This window comes from Pseudoduganella sp. R-34, assembly GCF_049904655.1.
GTDB lineage: Bacteria > Pseudomonadota > Gammaproteobacteria > Burkholderiales > Burkholderiaceae_D > Rugamonas.
Genome location: NZ_CP184572.1, coordinates 6036310 through 6054256, shown reverse-complemented (window position 1 = coordinate 6054256; position 17947 = coordinate 6036310). Strand labels below are relative to the sequence as shown.

Sequence of the window (17947 nt, the reverse complement as noted above, 5' to 3'; positions counted from 1 at the left end):
GGTTTTAGATATCCGCTTCCACTTCGTTGCCGTGTTCTTCAATCCACGCGCGGCGGGCGGCGGCTTCGCCTTTGCCCATCAGCATATTGAAGCGCGAGGAGGAGTAGCTGTGGTCGAAATCGCCCAGCGACACCGGCAGCAGGCGGCGGGTGTCCGGGTTCATGGTGGTTTCCCACAGCTGCTCGGCGTTCATCTCGCCCAGGCCCTTGAAGCGGGAGATGGTCCAGGAGCCTTCCTTCAGGCCGTCCTTGCGCAGCTTGTCTTCGATCGCCACCAGTTCGCCGTCGTCCAGCGCATACAGCTTCTGGATCGGCTTCTTGCCGCGCGCCGGTGCGTCAACGCGGTACAGCGGCGGACGCGCCACGCAGATGTGGCCCTTGTCGATCAGGGCAGGGAAGTGGCGGAAGAACAGGGTAAGCAGCAGCACCTGGATGTGGGAGCCGTCGACGTCCGCATCGGAGAGAATGCAGATTTTGCCGTAACGCAGGCCAGACAGGTCAGGCGAATCGCCATGATTGTGCGGATCGACGCCGATCGCCACCGCGATGTCGTGGATTTCGTTGTTGGCGTACAGGCGGTCGCGGTCAGTCTCCCAGGAGTTCAACACCTTGCCCCGCAGCGGCAGGATGGCCTGGAATTCCTTGTCGCGGCCCATCTTGGCCGAACCGCCCGCCGAGTCGCCCTCGACCAGGAACAATTCGGTGCGGGTCATTTCGTCCGATTCGCAATCGGTCAGCTTGCCCGGCAATACAGCCACGCCGGACGACTTCTTTTTCTCGACCTTCTGCGCGGAGCGCAGGCGCGATTGGGCTTGCTTGATCACCAGCTCCGCCAGCTTCTTGCCGTAGTCGATGTGCTGGTTCAGCCACAGTTCCAGCGCGGGCTTGGAGAAGGTCGATACCAGGCGTACCGCATCGCGCGAGTTCAGGCGCTCCTTGATCTGGCCCTGGAATTGCGGGTCCAGCACCTTGGCCGACAGCACGAAGGAAGCGCGGGCAAACACGTCTTCCGGCAGCAGCTTCACGCCCTTCGGCAGCAGCGAGTGCAGCTCGACGAAGTTCTTCATTGCGCCGAACAGGCCTTCGCGCAGGCCCGATTCGTGGGTGCCGCCGTTCGGGGTCGGAATCAGGTTGACGTAGGATTCGCGCACCACGGCGCCTTCCTCGGTCCATGCCACCACCCAGGACGCGCCTTCGCCTTCGGCAAAGCCTTCCGCATCAGGGGTGGCGAACTGCTCGCCCTCGAACAGGGGGATCAGGGTTTCGCCGCCGGAGGTGGTTTGCGCCAGTTGCTCGTTCAGGTAGCCGCGCAGGCCGTCCTTGTACATCCAGGTCTGTTCGTCGCCGGTCTTGGCATTCTTCAGCGTGACCGATACGCCGGGCAGCAGCACGGCCTTGGAGCGCAGCAGGCGTTGCAGCTCGACCTGCGAGATCAGCGGCGAATCGAAATACTTCGCATCCGGCCAGGCGGTCACGCGGGTACCGGACTTCTTGCCATCCTTCGGCGCCGGCTGGGAGCTCAATGGCTCGACCAGGTCGCCGTGTTCGAAGGCGATCTGGTGGAAACCGTTGCCGGCGTCGTCTTTACGCCACACTGCAATTTCCAGGCGCTTGGATAGCGCGTTGGTGACGGATACGCCGACACCGTGCAAGCCACCCGAGAAGGCGTAAGCGCCGCCCGATCCCTTGTCGAACTTGCCGCCCGCGTGCAGGCGGGTAAAGACGATTTCCACCGTCGGCACGTTTTCTTCAGGATGCAAGCCGACCGGAATACCACGGCCGTCGTCTTCGACGGTGATGGAACCGTCGGCATTCTGCGTCACGATGATGTTTTTGCAATGGCCGCCCAATGCTTCGTCCGAGGCATTGTCGATCACCTCCTGGATGATGTGCAGCGGGTTCTCGGTGCGGGTGTACATGCCCGGGCGCTGCTTGACGGGTTCCAGTCCTTTGAGGACGCGGATAGATGATTCGCTGTAGTCGGAAACTGGTTTTTTAGTGGCCATACGTGTTATTGGTAATGCAAAGTGCTGTGATTATATACAGTATTTTCCGGTTTGACGGATCGCATGCTTGCGCATTCTATCCGCTACGGCCGGTGGCGCAAGGGAATCGCAGCGTTAAAATGGGTTTTATGACTACAGATCGGCGCCCGTTCGCAGTCAGGCTGGTCGGCTTCCCCCTGGAAGCCGAGCGGGCGCTCGCGCTGGGACTGGCCAAGGCGCCCGCCGACGGACCGGCCTATCTCTGCCTGACCGAAGACAGCCTGCAGGACCCCGATATTTACCTGGCCAACGGCACGGAACTGAAAGCGCTGGCAGCCATCGCATCGTTGGCTGCAGGCGACATCCGGCCGGCGCTGGTGCTGGGAGCGACCGGCGTGCTCCTGCCATACCCGAACCTGCCGCTACCAGTGCAGTGGAGCGCCATGTATGCGGAACTTGGCCGCCTGCTCCAGCGCCGCGCCGACGTGCTGGCCGGCCTGTCGGCTTCCGTCGATTCGCTGGTACCCGAGCGCCGGCGCCGCGAGCGGCTCGACCTCGATCTGACCGATCCCACTGTCTATGAAAAGATGCGCAAGCCGCGCCGCGAGGGCGCCGTGCTGTGCGTCGATGCCAACGCCAATTTCAGCGAACAGCTGGGCCGGTCCCTGAAGCAGTTCGGCACTGCGGTGCTGTGGGCAGTGGACGGAGTGGCAGCGCTGGCGCATTGCCGCCAGCAGCCGGTGGCTGTGGTACTGATCGACTTCGCCGCCCCGATCATCGACCATTACCTGCTGTGCGCCCAACTGCGCAGCCTGGAGGCGCAACCCGAAGTGATCTTCCTGGTGCAGTCGGCCCACGACTACGACCTGACGCGCGGCCGCGCCGCCGGCGCCGCCGGCATGCTGGACAAGCCACTGGCTGAACACCAGGTGCAGGCGGTGCTGCGCAAGTTCATGCGGCTGTAGGTATTTTTATGCGGCGTTGACTTGTCGCTGCCTTCTATTTAGACCGTTTTTACGCGCCGATCGATACGCTTTCGTCACCTTCTTTTTTGACGAAAGCGAATGTATGAAGAACGCGTTTTTCCTGGCGGCGGCGATGCTGTCCGCTCCTGCCTTTGCCAATGACCTGAGCTTCAACGCTGCGCTGGCCAGCGACTACCGCTATCGCGGGATCTCGCAATCGCGCCTGCAGCCCGCGTTGCAGGCCGGCGCCGATTTTGCCGACAGCGGGACAGGCTGGTACGCGGGCGCCTGGGCGTCGGCCATCAACTGGACGCGCGATGCCGGCGGGGCTGGCCGCGTGGAGCTGGATATCTACGGCGGCAAGCGCGGCCAACTGACGGCAGATGTCAGCTACGACGCGGGCGTGCTGACCTATGTTTACAAGGGGCGTATCCCAGGCCTCGATAACCCTGACACGACGGAGATCCACGGCCAGCTTGGATACGGCCCGGCGACCTTGAAATACTCGCATTCCGTGACCAGCCTGTTCGGCTTCGCCGACAGCAAAAACTCCGGCTACCTGGACCTGGGCGTAAATGTCGATGCGGGCGCCGGCTACACCATCAACCTGCACGCCGGCCAACAGCGCGTGAAAAACAATGGCGTCGCCGACTACAGCGACTGGAAGCTGGGCGTGAGCAAAGACCTGGGCATCGCCAGCGTGCAGCTGGCTGCCGTCGGCACCAATGCCGGCAAGGCAGCCTACGCCTCGCCAGCCAACGGCAAGTTCCTGGGCAAGAGCGCCTTGCAGCTCACGGTCAGCCGGACCTTCTGATTTTTACACCTTGTTTACACCGCTTTGCCGAGTCTTTACACCGAATTTAGGCGTGTCTCGATAAGCTGGTTCGCATGCAAACAAGACCTTCGGGGAACCTGATGGACATCGTTTTTATTGGCGCAATCGTCGCCTTTTTCGTGCTGGTTGTCGCCATGGCGGCCGGTTGCGACAAGCTGGGAGGGAAGCAATGAATATCTTTTATCTCATCGGCTCCGTCGCCACGGCCGGCTTGCTGGTCTACCTGCTGGCTGCCCTTCTGAAAGCGGAGGACCTGTAATATGACCCCCCAATCCTTCCTGCTGCTGGCCGTCTTCCTGCTGGTCCTGGTCGCCGCAGCGTGGCCGCTCGGCGCCTTGCTGGCTCGCGTGGCCGATGGCAGCAAAATCCCTGGCCTTGGCTGGCTGGCTGCAGTCGAAAGGCTGCTGTACCGTGCCGCTGGCGTGCCGGGCGACGAAGCGCAGCGAGGCATGGGCTGGAAGGCCTACGCCAAGGCACTTCTGGTCTTCAATCTCGTTGGCACCCTGTTTGTCTACGCTGTTCAGCGCTTGCAGGCCTGGCTGCCGCTTAACCCCCAGGGCCTGCCTGGCGTCAGTCCGGACTCCTCCTTCAATACCGCCGTCAGCTTTGTGGCCAACACCAACTGGCAAGGCTATGCGGGCGAACAGACCATGAGCTATTTGAGCCAGATGCTGGCGCTCGCCGGCCAGAACTTCTTCTCGGCGGCCACCGGCATTGCCGTGGCCTTTGCGCTGATCCGCGGTTTCGCCGCGCGCTCGGCAAAGTCGATCGGCAACTTCTGGGTCGACCTGACCCGCACCGTGCTGTACGTATTGCTGCCTTTGTCCTTTGTCTTTGCAGTATTCCTGGTCGGCCAGGGATCGATCCAGAACTTTTCCGCCTATAAGGAAGTGAACCTGGTGGAACCGGTGACTTATACCGTCCCGGGCGCCACGCCCGAGGCCCCTGCCCAAACCCAGAGCGTGGCCACGCAAACCATCGCGATGGGCCCAGTCGCTTCGCAGGAAGCGATCAAGATGCTGGGCACCAATGGCGGCGGCTTCTTCAACGCCAACTCGGCGCACCCGTATGAGAACCCGACGCCGCTGTCCAACTTCGCACAGATGCTCGCCATCTTCCTGATCCCCGCCGCGCTGTGCTTTACCTTTGGCCGCCTGGTGGGCGATCGCCGCCAGGGTTGGGCCGTGCTGGGCGCTATGACCATCATGTTCGTGGTCGCAGCTACCGGCATCACCGCTGCGGAGCAGGCCGCGCAACCGGCACTGCAAGCAATGGGCGTCGACCAGTCAGCCACGTCATTGCAGGCTGGCGGCAATATGGAAGGCAAGGAAACGCGTTTCGGCATCGCCGCCACAAGCCTGTTCGCCACCGTGACCACGGCTGCATCCTGCGGCGCCGTGAACGGCATGCACGATTCCTTCACGCCCTTGGGCGGTGCAGGGCCGATGCTGCTGATGCAGCTGGGGGAAGTGGTGTTCGGTGGCGTGGGCTCTGGCCTGTACGGCATGCTGGTCTTCGCCATCATGGCGGTGTTCATCGCCGGCCTGATGATCGGCCGCACCCCGGAATACCTGGGCAAGAAGATTCAGTCGTATGAAATGAAAATGACGTCGATCGCCATCCTGGTGACGCCGACCCTGGTGCTGGTGGGGACCGCCATCGCCGTCATGCTGGAAGCGGGCAAGGCCGGCGTTGCCAATCCGGGCGCGCATGGTTTCTCCGAGATCCTATATGCCTTCAGCTCGGCCGCCAACAATAACGGCAGCGCCTTCGCCGGGCTTTCCGCCAATACGCCGTTCTACAACATCATGCTGGCCGTCGCCATGTGGTTTGGCCGCTTCGCGATGATCGTGCCGGTGCTGGCGATAGCCGGCTCGCTGGCCTCCAAACAGCGGCTTCAGGCCAACGCCGGCACCATGCCGACCCATGGCCCGATGTTCGTAATGCTGCTGGTAGCCGTGGTGCTGCTGGTGGGCGTGTTGAATTACGTTCCTTCGCTGGCGCTTGGCCCGGTGATCGAACACCTGCAATTGTATAAATAAGGAGTGCACACCATGTCGCAATCCCAGGCGATTCCACTCGCCCAACCAGGCCAGCGCCTCAAGCTGCTCGATTCGCAACTGGTGGTTCTTGCCATCGCCGATGCGTTCCGCAAGCTGAGTCCCGCGGTCCAATTGCGCAGCCCCGTGATGTTTGTCGTCTATATCGGCAGCATCATTACCACGCTGCTTTACATCCAGGCGCTGAACGGCGTGGGCGAGGCCAGCTCCGGCTTTATCCTTGCCATAGCCGTGTGGCTGTGGTTCACCGTGTTGTTCGCAAATTTTGCTGAAGCGCTGGCCGAAGGCCGCAGCAAGGCGCAGGCGGCTTCGCTGCGCAGCCTGAAGCAGAGCGTGATGTCGAAGCGCCTCGCGGCGCCACAACATGGCACCGCCTGGTTGCCATGCCCGGCCACCGACCTGCGCAAGGGTAACTACGTGCTGGTGGAGGCCGGCGACATCATACCGATCGACGGCACCGTGATCGAAGGCGTGGCCTCGGTGGACGAAAGCGCCATTACCGGCGAGTCCGCGCCGGTCATCCGCGAATCGGGCGGCGACTTTTCTTCCGTTACCGGCGGCACCCGCGTGCTGTCCGACTGGCTGGTGGTACAGGTCACCGCCAACCCGGGCGAAACTTTCCTCGACCGCATGATCGCCATGGTGGAAGGCGCCAAGCGCAAGAAGACGCCGAACGAGATCGCGCTGACGATCCTGCTCGTGGCGCTGACCATCGTGTTCCTGATCGTGACCGCGACCTTGCTGCCGTTCTCGCTGTTCTCAGTGGCGGCCGCGCAGGCGGGTTCGCCGATCACCATTACGGTGCTGATTGCGCTGCTGGTGTGCCTGATCCCGACCACCATCGGGGGCTTGCTGTCGGCCATCGGCGTGGCAGGCATGAGCCGAATGATGCAGGCCAACGTGATCGCCACCTCCGGCCGCGCGGTGGAAGCAGCTGGCGATGTCGACGTGCTGTTGCTGGACAAGACCGGCACCATCACCCTGGGCAACCGCCAGGCGTCGGCCTTCTTCGCGGCACCGGGCGTCACCGAGCGCGAACTGGCCGATGTGGCGCAACTGGCCTCGCTGGCGGATGAAACGCCGGAAGGCCGCAGCATCGTGGTGCTGGCCAAGCAGAAGTTCAATATCCGCGAACGCGAACTGTCGCCGTTGCATGCCTCCTTCATTCCGTTCTCGGCCAACACCCGCATGAGCGGTGTCGACATGGAGGGACGTGAAGTGCGCAAGGGCTCCGCCGACGCAGTGCGCAAGCATGTGGAAGCGGCCGGCCAGCAATGGCCTGCCGAAGTGGGCCGCACTGTGGAGGATGTATCGCGCCGCGGCAGCACGCCGCTGGTGGTGGCCGACAATGGCCGCGTGGTGGGCGTGGTGGAACTCAAGGATATCGTCAAGGGCGGCATCAAGGAACGCTTCGCGGAGCTGCGCCGCATGGGCATCAAGACCGTGATGATCACCGGCGACAACAAGCTGACCGCCGCTGCGATTGCGGCAGAAGCCGGCGTCGACGACTTCCTGGCCGAGGCGACGCCTGAGGATAAGTTGAAACTTATCCGCAGCTACCAGTCCGACGGCCGCCTGGTCGCCATGACCGGCGACGGCACCAACGATGCGCCCGCGCTGGCCCAGGCCGACGTCGCCGTGGCCATGGGCTCCGGCACCCAGGCTGCCAAGGAGGCAGGCAATATGGTGGACCTGGATTCGAATCCGACCAAACTGCTGGAGATCGTGGAGATCGGCAAGCAGATGCTGATGACGCGCGGCTCGCTGACCACGTTCTCGATTTCGAACGATATTGCCAAATACTTCGCGATCATCCCCGCAGCCTTCGTCGGCACCTATCCGCAACTGAAGGCGCTGGACGTCATGCACCTGGCCAGCCCCAACTCCGCCATCATGTCCGCCGTGATCTTCAACGCGCTGATCATCGTGTTCCTGATTCCGCTGGCCCTGAAAGGCGTGCGCTATCGCGCCATCGGCGCCACCGCTCTGCTGCGCCGCAACCTGCTGGTGTATGGCGCCGGCGGCCTGGTCCTGCCGTTCATCGGCATCAAATTGATCGACATGCTGCTGGCAGCGTTCAACTTCGTTTAAGCTGGAGAACAAGATGATTTCGACTATTCGTCCCGCGCTGGTGTTGTTCGGCGCACTGACCCTGGCCTGCGGCGTGATCTATCCCCTTGCCGTCACAGGCGTTGCCTCGGCGGCTTTCCCGGCCCAGGCTGGCGGTTCCATCCTGGAAGTGGACGGCAAGCCGGTCGGCTCAAAGCTGATTGGCCAGCAATTCACCTCGGCGAAGTATTTCTGGGGCCGCCCGTCGGCCACCGGCCCGATGCCCTACAACGCCAACGGCTCCGGCGGCTCCAACCAGGGCCCGCTCAACCCCGCCTTCACCGATGCTGTGCGCTCCCGCATCGAAGCGCTCAAGGCTGCCGATCCGGGCAACACGGCGCCAATCCCTGTCGACCTGGTCACGGCCTCGGGAAGCGGGCTCGATCCGGAGATCAGCGTGGCCGCTGCTGAATACCAGCTTCGGCGCGTGGCGGACGAGCGACGCATCGCACCGGACAAGGTGCGGGCGCTGATCGCCGAGCATGCGTCGGGCAAGGTCATGGGCGTCTTCGGCGAGCCGCGCGTGAACGTCCTGGCGTTGAATCTGGCGCTGGACGAGAAAACGCCGCATACTCGCTGATATGATTCCACTCGACGACGACCGGCCAGATCCCGACGCGCTGCTGGCGCAAATGCAGCAGGAGCGCAAGGCGGCGCGGGGCAAGCTGCGCATCTACTTCGGCGCGTCGGCCGGCGTCGGCAAGACCTACGCCATGCTGTCGGCCGCCCGCAAGTTGCAGGCGGCCGGGCAGCTGGTGCTGGTCGGCGTCATCGAGACCCACGGCCGCAGCGAAACGGCGGCGCTGCTGGAAGGGCTGGACGTACTGCCGCTTCGGGCAATTGCCTATCGCGGCAAGATCCTGAACGAGTTCGATATCGATGCCGCCCTGGCGCGCCGCCCGCCGCTGGTCCTGATCGACGAACTGGCGCACTCCAACGCGCCGGGCTCGCGCCATCCCAAACGCTGGCAGGACGTGGAAGAACTGCTGGAAGCCGGCATTGATGTCTTCAGCACCGTCAACGTGCAGCACCTGGAAAGCCTGAACGACGTGGTGGGCGGCATCACCGGCATCCAGGTCAATGAAACCGTGCCCGATACCGTGTTCGACGCCGCCGACGAAGTGGTGCTGGTCGACATCCCGGCCGACGAACTGTTGACGCGCCTGAAAGGCGGCAAGGTCTACCAGGCGCAGCAGGCCGAACGGGCCGCGAAAAACTTCTTCCGCAAAGGGAACCTGATCGCGCTGCGTGAACTGGCCCTGCGCCGCACTGCCGACCGTATCGAAGACGATGTGCGCGCCTATCGTGTCGAGCAGTCGATCGACACCATCTGGAAAACCGGCGCATCGGTGCTGGCGCTGATCGGCCCGCGCCCAGGCTGCGAGCAAGTGGTGCGCAGCGCCGCACGCCTGGCGGGACAACTGGGCACGCAATGGCACGCCATCTACGTCGAGACGCCGGCCTTGCAACGCCTGCCGGCCGGGGAGCGTGAGCGCGTCCTGAAAATGCTCAAGCTGGCGCAGGACCTGGGCGCCACCACTGCCGTGCTGTCCGGCAGCGATATCGCCGCCACGGCTGCCGCGTACGCGCGCAGCCACAACCTGTCCAAGATTGCGATGGGGCGGGCGCACCGCAACTGGCCATGGCGCCGTTCGCATATCCGCAGCCTGGCGGCGCATGCGCCCGACATCGACCTGATCGAAGTGTCCGGCAGCGAGGTCGAATCGCATCCGGTGCAAGCCGCAGCCGGCACCGCCGCGCCGGACGACGCCGACGAAGATGCGCTGCGCTTCAGGCGGCGGGCGAAGGGCTTTGCGGTGGCTGGCCTCGCCAGCGTCGGCATGGCCATGCTGGCGACGCCGCTGCTGCCATACTTCGACCTGGCCAATATTGCCATGCTGTTCCTTTTGGTGGTGCTGCTGGTGGCAGTGCGCTACGGGCGCGGGCCATCCGTGCTGGCGACCTGCGTCAGCGTGGCGTGTTTCGACTTTTTCTTCGTGCCGCCACGCTTCAGTTTCGCGATCTCGGACCTGCAATACGCCATCACCTTTGCCGTGATGCTGGCGGTAGGCTTGATCACCGGCCACCTGACCGCGGGCTTGCGCTTCCAGGCCCGTGTGGCCTCCTATCGTGAAGCACGCGCCCGCGCCCTGTACGAATTCGCGCGCGAGCTGTCCGGGGCGCTGCAGACCGGGCAAGTGTTCGAGACCACGGCGCGCTTCGTACAATCGACTTTCAATGCCAAGGCAACGCTGCTGGTGCCTGATGCCGACGGAAGGCTGCACCTGCCGCCAGGCACCGCTCCGGTGCCTGCGCTTGACGAGGGCGTGGCGCAATGGGCGTTCGACCATGCCGAAAGCGCTGGCCTGTGCACGGACACGCTTCCGGCCAGCCCCTTGTTCTACATGCCGTTGGTAGCGCCCATGCGCACCCGTGGCGTGCTGGCCATTGAGCCGGCGCAGCGCCGCTGGCTACTGATTCCCGAACAGCGGCAGCACCTCGACACCTTCGCGGCGCTGGCCGCGATTGCACTGGAGCGGGTGCATTACGTCGAAGTGGCGCAGGAGGCGCTGGTCAATATGGAATCGGAACGGCTGCGCAATTCGCTGCTGGCAGCCTTGTCGCACGACCTGCGCACGCCGCTGACTTCACTGGTCGGCCTGTCCGAATCGCTGGCCGGTTCGCGCCCGGCGCTGTCGGCGCAGCAGCTGTCCCTCGCCAGCTCCCTGCATGCCGAAGCGCTGCGCATGAGCGCCCTGGTCGCCAACCTGCTCGACATGGCGCGCATCGAAAGCGGCGAACTGAAATTCAACCTGCAATGGCAACCGCTGGAAGAAGTAGTGGGCAGCGCCTTGCGTTCGAGCCGCCTGCAGCTGACAGGGCACAAGGTCAGCACCCAGCTCTCGCTCGGCTTGCCCCTGTTGCGCTTCGACGCGGTGCTGATCGAACGCGTGCTGTGCAACCTGCTGGAAAACGCCGCCAAGTACACGCCGCCCAGCGCATCCATCGTGATCTACGCCGTGCAGCGCGGCGAATTCGTGCGGGTCATGGTGTACGATAACGGCCCGGGCCTGCCGCGTGGGCGCGAAGAAGCGATCTTTGAAAAATTCACCCGCGGCGAAAAAGAATCGGCCAAGCCGGGCGTCGGCCTCGGGCTGGCGATTTGCCGCGCCATCGTCGAAGCACACGGCGGCACCATTGCAGCGGACAAATCGCCCCTGGGAGGCGCCGCCTTCGTCTTCACGCTGCCGGTCGGCACGCCGCCGGGGCTGCCTGAAATCGAGGAAGAATGAACACCCAACAATCCGAGATTGTCCCCACCGCCTTGCTAGTGGAAGACGAACCCCAGATCCGCCGCTTCGTGCGCGCCGCACTGGAGGAAGAGGGCTGGCACGTGCACGAATCGGCCAGCATGCAGCGTGGCCTGATCGACGCCGGAACGCGCCGGCCCGACCTGGTGATCCTCGACCTCGGCCTGCCGGATGGCGACGGCAACGATTTCATCGCCGACCTGCGCAAATGGTCGAACGTGCCGGTCATCGTGCTGTCGGCGCGCGTCAACGAAGCCGACAAGATCAAGGCGCTCGACGCCGGCGCCGACGATTACCTCAGCAAGCCATTCGGTACCGGCGAGCTGCTGGCCCGGGTGCGCGCCACCCTGCGCCGCCAGCGGCAACCGCAGGCCGACAGCGCCGGCCAAGTGCAATTTGGCGAAGTAGTGGTCGACTTGCCGAACCGCCGCGTCACCAAGCGCGGCGAGCACGTCCACCTGACGCCAACCGAATACCGCTTGCTGTCCGTGCTGGTCGCCAACGCCGGCCGCGTGATGACCGCGCCCCAGTTGCTGCGCGCCGTCTGGGGCCCCGCGCAATCGGACAACAGCCACTACCTGCGCATCTACATGGGCCACCTGCGCCATAAGCTGGAAGACGACCCCGCCCAGCCGCAATACCTGCTGACCGAAACCGCCGTCGGCTACCGCCTCCAATTAACTTGAAAGTCGGGGTCAGGTCTGGCAATCCGCCACAAATGTGGCGGATTGCCAGACCTGACCCCGACTTTTATTTCGAGAGCATGCGCATGGCGCGCTCGAGGCCTTCGATGGTGATGGGGAACATGCGGTTCTGCATGATCTGCTTGATGATGCTGATCGACTGGCGGTATTGCCACAGGCCTTCCGGCTCGGGGTTGAGCCAGATGAACTTCGGGAAGTGCGAGGTGAAGCGTCCGAGCCATTCGGCGCCGGCTTCTTCGTTGTTGTATTCGACCGAGCCGCCGGGCTGCAGCACTTCGTAGGGACTCATGGTGGCGTCGCCGACGAAGATCAGCTTTGTGTCGGACGGGTATTTGCGCAGCACGTCCCAGGTGGCGAAGCGTTCGGCGTTGCGGCGGCGGTTGCTGCGCCACAGGTAGTCGTACACGCAGTTGTGGAAGTAGTAGAACTCCATGTTCTTGAACTCGGTCTTGGCGGCCGAGAACAGTTCTTCCGCGCGTTCGATGTGGTCGTCCATCGTGCCGCCGACGTCCATCAGCATCAGCACCTTGACGTTGTTCTTGCGCTCGGGCTGCATCTTGATGTCGAGGTAGCCGGCATTGTTGGCGGTGGCGCGGATGGTCTGGTCCAGCGCCAGTTCCTCGGCCGCGCCTTCGCGCGCGAACTTGCGCAGGCGGCGCAGGGCGACCTTGATGTTGCGCGTGCCCAGTTCGCGCTCGCCGTCGTAGTCCTTGTAGGTGCGTTGCTCCCACACTTTGACCGCGGTGCGGTTGCCACCCTTGCCGCCGATGCGGATGCCTTCGGGATTGGTGCCGCCATTGCCGAACGGGGAGGTGCCGCCGCTGCCGATCCATTTGTTGCCGCCTTCGTGGCGTTCCTTCTGCTCTTTCAGCAGCTCATTCAGGCGGTCCATCAGCTTGTCGTAGCCGAATTTCTCCAGCGCGGCGATCTGCTCGGGCGTCAGCTCGCGTTTCATGCGCTGCAGCAGCCAGTCGAGCGGGATCTCCTTGGTGGTGTCGAAGACGGCGTTGATGCCTTTGAAATACTGCCCAAAAGCGCGGTCGAACTTGTCGTAGTTGGCCTCGTCCTTCACCAGGCACAGGCGGCTCATGTAGTAGAAGTCGTCCAGCGATGGCTCCAGTACCTGCTTTTGCATGGCTTCCAGCAGGGTGAGGAATTCCTTGATCGTGACCGGGATCCTGGCGTCTTTCAGCGCGAAGAAGAAGTCGATCAGCATGCCGTTGCACTCCGCGCCAGCAGGTAGCGCAGTTGCGCCTTCACTTCCGGCCATTCACCGCGCACGATGCTGTACATGACCGTGTCGCGCACGGTGCCGTCGCGGCGCACGGCGTGGTGGCGGATCACGCCGTCCTTCTTTGCGCCGAGTCGTTCGATGGCGGCCTGCGAGGCATGGTTGAAGTTATCGGTGCGGAAGCCGACCACGGCGCAGCCCAGCGTTTCGAAGGCGTGCGTCAGCAGGAGCAGCTTGCAGGTGGTGTTCACATGCGTGCGCTGCACGCTGCGGCGGTACCAGGTGTAGCCGATTTCGGCGCGGTCGATGGCGGGCACGATGTCGTGGTAGCTGGTGGTGCCCAGCACCTGGCCGCTGGCCGCATCCACCACGGCGAAGGCCAGCCGGGAAGGGCGCATTTCCAGTGCAGTGGCGATGTAGGCTTCCACCTCGTGCGGTTCCGGCACGGAGGTGATGCGCAGCTTCCACAGCTCGCCGTCCTGCGCGGCTTCACGCAGGGCGTCGGCATGCTGCGGTCCGAGCGGCTCCAGGCGCAGGCCGTTGGCTTCCAGCGTGACCGGGGTTGGTGCGTCCATCAGCGGTTGGTCCTCGACATGAATACCAGGCGTTCGAACAGGTGCACGTCCTGTTCGTTTTTCAGCAGGGCGCCGTGCAGCGGCGGGACAGCCGCCTTCTGGTCCTTGCCGCGCAGGACTTCCGGCGGGATGTCTTCGGCCATCAGGAGCTTCAGCCAGTCGAGGAATTCGCTGGTCGATGGCTTCTTCTTCAGGCCCGGCACGTCGCGCACTTCGTAGAAAGTTTGCAGGGCGGTGGCCAGCAATTCCTGCTTCAGGTGAGGGTAGTGGACCTTGACGATGGCTTCCATCGTGTCCTTGTCCGGGAATTTGATGTAGTGGAAGAAGCAGCGGCGCAGGAAGGCGTCCGGCAGTTCCTTCTCGTTATTCGAGGTGATGATCACCAGCGGGCGGTGCCTGGCGGTGACCATCTCGCGCGTCTCGTAGACGTAGAACTCCATGCGGTCCAGTTCGCGCAGCAGGTCGTTCGGGAATTCGATGTCGGCCTTGTCGATCTCGTCGATCAGCAGCACCACCGGTTCCGGCGCGGTGAAGGCTTGCCACAGCACGCCCTTGACGATGTAGTTGTGGATGTCGCGCACGCGTTCATCGCCCAGTTGGGAATCGCGCAGGCGGGACACGGCGTCATATTCGTACAGCCCTTGCTGGGCCTTGGTGGTGGATTTGATATGCCACTGCATCAGCGGCATGTCGAGGGCGGCGGCGACTTCTTCGGCCAGCATGGTCTTGCCGGTGCCCGGCTCGCCCTTGATCAGCAAGGGACGCTGCAGGGTGAGGGCGGCGTTGACGGCCAGCTTCAGGTCATTGGTGGCGACGTAGTTGTCCGAGCCTTCAAAGCGTTGCGGTGCGTGCATAGAAAATTTCCAGTGAGTTGATCAATGGAAGTATATGCCAGAGCGGCCTGGCGCGGTGCCGCGGTCCTCGGATTTCAATTAACTTTTTTATATTATCCCGTTGCACTTTTATATTCTTATTTGATGCTATTGCGTTAATGCGTATTTATTGTTTTGCAAACTCGCGGTTGCTGCCGGGCGCACCGCCAAGCGTGCATTTGCCCGATGATTTCTGCCGATTCTGGCCAAAATGTCCGCCTTCTGTTGCTAATTACTCACTAATGAGGGTGCCCTCGAAAATTAGCCGGATATATCTCTTGCCTTTTGAGATATACTTCCCGCCATTTCCATATGGCAACATTTTTTCGACTGCTAATATTCTTCAGATAAAGGGCTGGTGTGAATAAGAACCTATTCCAATTAATTCCCCTGGTCGCCTTGTTGGCGGGCCTTGCTGGCTGCGGCGGCGGCTCCGACAGTGGCGCCAGCGGTGCGCCTGGCAGTGGCTCGACCGGTAGCGGCAATCCTGCAACGGGTGGCAGCCAGCCATCCACGCCTCCTTCCGGCGGCCAGACCAGCGGTCAAACCGGGGTCAGCGCAGCGTTGACGGCCGGTGATGCCCAGTACGCCACGACCGATGAAATCATGCAGGCGGCGCAGGCGCTGATATCAGGGCAGGCCGCCAAGTACGGTGAACTCAAGCAGGCCTTGTTCCAGCTCGGCGCGGATGGCAAGCGGACCAGTTCCAGCGTCGGGCTCATCGACTGGAACCCGACCCATGATTCGTCGGTTTTCGGCGTAGGCGACAACTCGCGCAACCACGTTATCCTGCCTTCCAACTGGAGCTATAGCGACAGCGCCGCCGGTAACGGTTCCGCCCTGGCGGTCGCCGGCGTTGCACCGGGCAGCAATGCGCGCTACGCCGCCTTTGGCGGCAATCCGCTGGGCGTGCCGGGCAACGCCAATATGGACCAGTTCATGGTCAACCTGGCGACCTGGTTGACCGCGCGCAGCAGCCTGGCCAACCTGAAGGTCGTTACCGCGCACCTGCCTGGTACCGAGACCTATTGGTTCCCTTACGAGAAGAAGGTGCGCGACTGGTTCTTTGCCAAGTCGCCGACGGCAACCGTCAACGGCCTGGCGGCTGGCGCTACGCAAAAAGACAATGTGTGCGACGGCGCTGCGCTGGCAGGCTGCCTGCAGAGCGCGGACCTGCTGGTGATTGGCCGCGAGCAGGGGCCGGGCGCCTATGATGGCGCGGCTGTGATGCAGGCAGTGGCCGACGCCCAGAAGCGCGGCATTCCGGTGCTGTACCTGCACCACTACCGCGACAGCGACGACCTGTCCGACCGCTTGCTGAATTACTTCGGTCTCAGCCAGCAAACCAATTACTGGAGCAAGCAAGGCCTGTTGTCCTTCGACCCGGCGGCCTTGCCGGCGAATTCGCCGCAACTGAGCAAGTTCCAGAACCTGCTCAACCGCCTGAACCAGAACAACTTCACCACCAGCTGGAGCGGTTGCACGAGCGGCGGCCGCATCGACTGCTCGGATGACGTTGCGTACATGGCGGAATTCGGCAATCCGGTCAAGGATGTGCAGGACGTGATCCGGGACCTGGACAACCCGCAGGCGCCATTGTTCGCCCAGACCGGCTACCAGCTGGAGAAGCTGCTGGTCCTGCTGGGCGACAAATACCGTGCGGCCCTGTCCTACCCGATGACCAGGACCGCCAACCGCCAGGACTTTTTCCGCGGCCTGTTCTCCGACATGACGGTGATGTACAACCGCAGCGTCACGACCGTCGCGAAGAACCTGGGCAATTTCTCGGACCTGTTCCCGGCGACCACGCCGACCGTGTCCAGCACCGTTACCACGGGCCTGCCGAGCAGCGGCACCAAGCAATACATGACCGGCCTGTACGTCATGCCGGGAACGAAGGTGACCCTGACCCGCACCGACAACGGCGGCAACACCGTACGCTTCGGCCTGAACATGCTGCGCGATACCACCTGGGTCTTCAACACCTATGACCGTCCGTCGCAAATCAGCTCGCCGCGTTTCGCGCTGGAGCCGAACAAGCCGGTCGTGATCAGCAGCCCTTACGGCGGTCCGCTGATCCTGTTCATCGATGCGCCGGTGGCCGGCGAACAGTCGGTCAGCGTGAAGGTCGATGGCGTGATTACGCATCCTATCCTGCGCAATGCCTACGACCCGGTGCAGGTGGCGGCCTTCCAGGATGCCGTCAACACGACGCCGACCGGCTGGGTGGTCTTTGCCACCGATACGCTGACCGTGCAGTCGCAGAAGGACAAGTTCAAGCGCACCATTTCCAACTACCAGGGCAATATGGTGCGGCTGGCGGACACCACCTTCAAGTACACCATCAAGGATACTTACGAGCTGGCCGGCTTCAACGCCTCCAGCGGCTTCCTGGGCCTGGCGCCAAGCGTCAAGGCCAAGTGCGACAGCCTGGGCTGGGACTGCACCGGCACCCAGCACCGCCGCGACACCATGCAAAACGTGATCGCCGATTCGCATGCCGCTTGCGGCAACGGCTGCTCCGGCAATCCTTATGACCAGGACTGGCCGTTCGAGCCGCTTGGCTGGGGCGAGTCGCACGAGATCGGGCATAACCTGCAGGTTTGGCGCATGAAGATTTACGGCGGCCAGTCGACGGAAGTGTCGAACAACATCTTCCCGGTGCATAAGATGATCAAGTTCAATCAATCGCCTGCAGGCATTGCCGCCCCGCTCAAGGCGCGCCCGGATACCGGCTTCGCCGCGTTCAGCGCCCTGAAGACGGCGCTGGCTGCCGCCGATCCGGCCAACGCCATGTTCAACAGCACCTGGTCCGACAGCAGCTACGCCGCCAACAACTCGGTACGCATCATGTTCTATCGCCAGCTGGTGGAATACGCACGCTATTACAACAGCAGCTTTGTCGACGGCTGGGAGCTGCCGACCCTGCAATACCTGCTGGACCGTAATATGAGCGCCAGTTCGGGCAACTGGGCCAGCGTGGCATCGGGCTATGGCTTCGGCACCTACGCCAGCTACCCTTCCAATATGGACGGCAACGACTTCATGCTGGTCTCGAGCTCCTTCCTGATTGGCCGCGACATGCGTCCGATGTTCAAGCTGTGGGGCATCACGGTCAGCGCAGCAGCGGAAGCCCAGGTGGCGGCATACAACCTGCCGGCAGCAGCGCAGCTGTTCTTCCCGATGAATGACTTGATCAGCTCGGGCAGCGGCGTGGGGCAGCCGGTCACCATGAGTGCAACTGCCAGCTATCCGGCCGGCTATTAAGGCCCAGCCAGGGCTTGCTGTTATGGCAAGCCCT

13 protein-coding genes are annotated in these 17947 nt (G+C 63.2%); 9 read left to right on the top strand and 4 right to left on the bottom strand.

Annotated elements, in window-relative coordinates; genetic code table 11:
- Positions 1 to 4: 4 nt before the first annotated feature.
- Entirely contained in the window at positions 5 to 2005 is a 2001-nt protein-coding gene (locus tag ACN9MW_RS27795; RefSeq protein WP_426164986.1) for a DNA topoisomerase IV subunit B, read from the bottom strand.
- Positions 2006 to 2133: 128 nt separating this feature from the next.
- Here ACN9MW_RS27795 and ACN9MW_RS27790 point away from each other — a divergent pair, with 128 nt between their 5' ends.
- The 8 genes from ACN9MW_RS27790 to kdpE all read left to right on the top strand — a co-directional run bounded on the left by ACN9MW_RS27790 (position 2134) and on the right by kdpE (position 11950).
- Positions 2134 to 2949 (top strand): response regulator, encoded by an 816-nt coding sequence (locus ACN9MW_RS27790; RefSeq protein WP_426164984.1) that lies wholly within the window; start codon positions 2134 to 2136, stop codon positions 2947 to 2949.
- Between the two features lie 103 nt (positions 2950 to 3052).
- Positions 3053 to 3763, top strand: coding sequence for a TorF family putative porin (locus ACN9MW_RS27785; protein WP_426164982.1), 711 nt, complete (start codon positions 3053 to 3055; stop codon positions 3761 to 3763).
- A gap of 190 nt (positions 3764 to 3953) precedes the next feature.
- Positions 3954 to 4043, top strand: coding sequence for a potassium-transporting ATPase subunit F (locus ACN9MW_RS27780; RefSeq protein WP_426164980.1), 90 nt, complete (start codon positions 3954 to 3956; stop codon positions 4041 to 4043).
- A gap of 1 nt (position 4044) precedes the next feature.
- Entirely contained in the window at positions 4045 to 5826 is a 1782-nt protein-coding gene (kdpA, locus tag ACN9MW_RS27775; RefSeq protein WP_426164978.1) for a potassium-transporting ATPase subunit KdpA, read from the top strand.
- A gap of 12 nt (positions 5827 to 5838) precedes the next feature.
- Positions 5839 to 7935 (top strand): potassium-transporting ATPase subunit KdpB, encoded by a 2097-nt coding sequence (kdpB, locus tag ACN9MW_RS27770; RefSeq protein WP_426164976.1) that lies wholly within the window; start codon positions 5839 to 5841, stop codon positions 7933 to 7935.
- Between the two features lie 13 nt (positions 7936 to 7948).
- A complete protein-coding gene (kdpC, locus tag ACN9MW_RS27765; protein WP_426164974.1) occupies positions 7949 to 8533 on the top strand; it encodes a potassium-transporting ATPase subunit KdpC in 585 nt (194 codons plus the stop codon).
- Position 8534: 1 nt separating this feature from the next.
- Positions 8535 to 11246 (top strand): two-component system sensor histidine kinase KdpD, encoded by a 2712-nt coding sequence (kdpD, locus tag ACN9MW_RS27760; RefSeq protein WP_426164972.1) that lies wholly within the window; start codon positions 8535 to 8537, stop codon positions 11244 to 11246.
- Positions 11243 to 11950: a two-component system response regulator KdpE gene (gene kdpE / locus ACN9MW_RS27755; RefSeq protein ID WP_426164970.1), complete on the top strand. Its 708-nt coding sequence runs from the start codon at positions 11243 to 11245 to the stop codon at positions 11948 to 11950. Before kdpD ends, kdpE begins: the two co-directional genes overlap by 4 nt.
- A 64-nt stretch (positions 11951 to 12014) precedes the next feature.
- Here the strand turns inward: kdpE and ACN9MW_RS27750 are convergent, their stop codons facing one another.
- Genes ACN9MW_RS27750 through ACN9MW_RS27740 form a run of 3 tightly spaced genes read right to left on the bottom strand, consistent with a single transcriptional unit; the run spans position 12015 to position 14628 of the window.
- Positions 12015 to 13184 (bottom strand): vWA domain-containing protein, encoded by a 1170-nt coding sequence (locus ACN9MW_RS27750; protein WP_426164969.1) that lies wholly within the window; start codon positions 13182 to 13184, stop codon positions 12015 to 12017.
- On the bottom strand, positions 13178 to 13774 hold the full coding sequence (locus ACN9MW_RS27745) for a GNAT family N-acetyltransferase (protein ID WP_426164967.1): 597 nt from the start codon (positions 13772 to 13774) through the stop codon (positions 13178 to 13180). Before ACN9MW_RS27745 ends, ACN9MW_RS27750 begins: the two co-directional genes overlap by 7 nt.
- Positions 13774 to 14628 carry an AAA family ATPase gene (locus tag ACN9MW_RS27740; RefSeq protein ID WP_426164965.1) on the bottom strand — a complete coding sequence of 285 codons (855 nt, stop codon included), beginning with the start codon at positions 14626 to 14628 and terminating at the stop codon, positions 13774 to 13776. The genes ACN9MW_RS27745 and ACN9MW_RS27740 overlap by 1 nt, the downstream gene beginning before the upstream one ends.
- Positions 14629 to 15006: 378 nt before the next feature.
- Between ACN9MW_RS27740 and ACN9MW_RS27735 the strand changes: the two genes are divergently transcribed.
- Positions 15007 to 17913 (top strand): ImpA family metalloprotease, encoded by a 2907-nt coding sequence (locus tag ACN9MW_RS27735; RefSeq protein ID WP_426164963.1) that lies wholly within the window; start codon positions 15007 to 15009, stop codon positions 17911 to 17913.
- Positions 17914 to 17947 lie beyond the last annotated feature (34 nt).